Below are 2,695 nucleotides of genomic sequence, written 5' to 3' on the forward strand. Positions count from 1 at the left end.
CCATCCGAAACCAACCGCAACCCAGTAGCGGTCACCAAGCTCAAGCGGTGGCTACCGGCTGCCCCAATTTTACTCCGCCGGGCGCTCCAATATTCCTCCGCCGTTGACAGATTACGCCGAGGCGTCCGGCTTGCACGCCGCGCTCCGGCACGGCGACCGGCTCGCCGAGCGACGGGCGCGTCAGGCCGGCCGGGCCGAGCGGGCCTTCGCCGCGGAGCTCGCGCGCTGGGAGGAGGGTCGCCGATGAGTGCAGGGCCCGGCCACGGAATGTCGTGCCCGGGCAGCGCTCCCCTCAGCGCGGTCTCAACGTCCGCTACAGTTCCGACCCTCCGGGAGGCCGTAGGTCAGGGGCAGCGGGAGCGCAGGAAACCAGCATCCTGGCTGCAGGCAACGACAGGAGCCTCAAGGATCGCGCGAGGGATCCTGTCAGGCCGCTACATGCGCGGCGTGCGCCATGGCCTCGACGAGACCGTTGTATGGCCGTCCGGTCGTGCAACTGAGGCAATGGGCCGGCTGCTCATGGGGCTTGGCGGGTCGTGGCTGATACAGAATTAGCCATAGCGGATCAGAGCCGCCCGAGTACGGCGGCTGACGATCAAACGACCGTCGCCGCCGTGCCTGACGTCAGGCAGCCTTCTTGTTAACTTTGCTTTCGGCAATGGCTGTGAGTTTTTTGTCGGTCGCCTTCTCCTCGTCGAGCGTCTGCTGCAGCACGCCTGCACAGTCGTCACGGCCGAGCTGCCGGGCGAAGGCGATCAGCGTGCCGTAGCGGGTGATTTCATAGTGCTCGACGGCTTGCGCCGCCGACAGCATGGCAGCGTCGAGCACTTCCTTGTCTCCAACGTCGGACATCGTCTCTGTTGCTTCATCGAGGATGCCGTCCATCGCAGCGCAGGTGACACCTTTCACCTCCTGACCATGCATCTGAAACACCTGCTCCAGCCGCTTAATCTGGCCTTTCGTCTCCTCAAGATGCGTCTCGAATCCCTGCTTCAGCTTAGGGTCCGTAGCTTTGGCGATCATCTTCGGCAGCGACTTCGCAATCTGATTTTCGGCATAGTAGATGTCTTGCAGCGTGTGGACGAATAGGTCGTCCAACGTTTTGATCGGCTTCGACAGCAAGCCCATGGGTTTGTCTCCTCCGTTGGGGCAGCCGGAACCAGTTCAGGGCTCCGATCGCCGCCTACGTACGAAACGCTTGCATGCTGGCGAGGTTCGGTGGAGGCGTGGCCGAGGTGGCCGACAGCAAGCTGCGCCATCATCTGCTCGACGCGGACGATGGCGCACCGGTGGCGGCGCCGAAAGACGCCCGGGTCGCGAAGCCTTGGTCCTCAAGATAGGTGTTGATCGTATAGCGCAGCCGAATAGCCATAAGCCGAGCGGCCTGTTTCGCAGCGTCCGGCATGGCCTCCACCGCCCTACGGCATCATAAGCGGAGATCTCCCGGCCGCTCTAAATTGCGATGTTGCCTTTTCCTATAAGTAAGGCACCGCTCCATAACCCCGCCTTATCAGCCGTTGGAACGCCCTGGCCTGGCGGCAGGCGCGCTTTCCACGGCGATCTCTTCCATCAGCCAGGAGCGGAATGCCTGCGCCTGCGGCCGGGGCGCGGCTGGCGGCAGCAGCAGCCAGTAGTGATCGCCGGTCGGCACGGCCTGCGCCGCCAACTGCACTAGCTGCCGGCGGCGGAGTTCCGCCGCGACGAAGGTCGGCGAACAGATCACCGCGCCCAGCCCCTCCACCGCGGCCTGGATTGCCAGCGAGGTGCTCTCGAAGACCAGAGGTGCCGCCGTCGGCGCAACTTCGCCCTGGGCGGCAAACCAGGTTGCCCAGTCCGCCGGTCGGACACGGCTGCCGAGCAGGGTCAGCCCGGCCAAGCTACGGCGCCGGCCCACCACCGCCGGGGCCGCGAAGGGCGCGACCAAGACCGCTTGTAGCCGTGTTGCCCTGGACGCAGGCGGCGCTTCGCCTGGCGCCGTCCGGATTGCCGCATCGACAGGGTCGCGCGCAAAATCCACCGCCGCAGTCGAGGTCACCACCTCAACCTGCAACCCGGCGTGGTGGGCGCTGAAGCGGGACAGTCGTGGGATCAGCCAGCGCAGCGCCCAGGTCGTGTAGGCGCGGACCCGGAGTGGGGCAGCCGACTGCTCGCCCAGCGCTTCGGTAGCGCTGCGGATGCGCGCGAAGCCCTCCTCTAACGCGGCGGCGTACCGCGCCCCCGCCTCGGTCAGGCGCAGCGCATTGGCGCCGCGGCGGACCAGGGCGACGCCCAGTTCCGCCTCCAGCTCCCGCAGCCGCCGGCTCACCGCCGGCTGGGTGATGTTCAGCCGCGCCGCAGCCGCAGTCAGGCTGCCGGTCTCGGCGACCAGCACAAAGGCGCGGAGCGCACCGAGCGACGGCAGGGTATCGCGCATGGCCCAGCATAACATCAGGTTGGGGTGGGGCAAGTTTTCCTGCCTACCGGCGCTGGACCAGCAACGCGTAGGTCTCGGCGCAGCCAAGGCCCGCGGTACCGGGCCAAACCGGAGGAAAGAGTGCATGCGGCCCGACACCACCCAAGCGTCCGCAATCGAGTTCGAGGTCAACGACGGCATCGCCACGCTGCTGCTCAACCGGCCGAAGGTGCGCAACGCCATCGACGACGCCATGCGCGCCGACCTCGTCGCGCTGCTCGACCGCATCGCCCGCGACGATGC

3 protein-coding genes are annotated in these 2,695 nt (G+C 66.8%); 1 reads left to right on the top strand and 2 read right to left on the bottom strand.

What is annotated here, in order from left to right; genetic code table 11:
• Positions 1–624 precede the first annotated feature (624 nt).
• Positions 625–1,128, bottom strand: coding sequence for a YciE/YciF ferroxidase family protein (locus E2C06_RS36030; RefSeq protein WP_133293328.1), 504 nt, complete (start codon positions 1,126–1,128; stop codon positions 625–627).
• Between the two features lie 74 nt (positions 1,129–1,202).
• Between E2C06_RS36030 and E2C06_RS38285 the strand changes: the two genes are divergently transcribed.
• Entirely contained in the window at positions 1,203–1,340 is a 138-nt protein-coding gene (locus E2C06_RS38285) for a hypothetical protein (protein ID WP_165982907.1), read from the top strand.
• A gap of 170 nt (positions 1,341–1,510) precedes the next feature.
• Here the strand turns inward: E2C06_RS38285 and E2C06_RS36035 are convergent, their stop codons facing one another.
• Positions 1,511–2,413 (bottom strand): LysR family transcriptional regulator, encoded by a 903-nt coding sequence (locus tag E2C06_RS36035; RefSeq protein WP_241671627.1) that lies wholly within the window; start codon positions 2,411–2,413, stop codon positions 1,511–1,513.
• Between the last annotated feature and the right edge of the window lie 282 nt (positions 2,414–2,695).

The organism is Dankookia rubra, assembly GCF_004355005.1.
Lineage (GTDB): Bacteria > Pseudomonadota > Alphaproteobacteria > Acetobacterales > Acetobacteraceae > Paracraurococcus > Paracraurococcus ruber_A.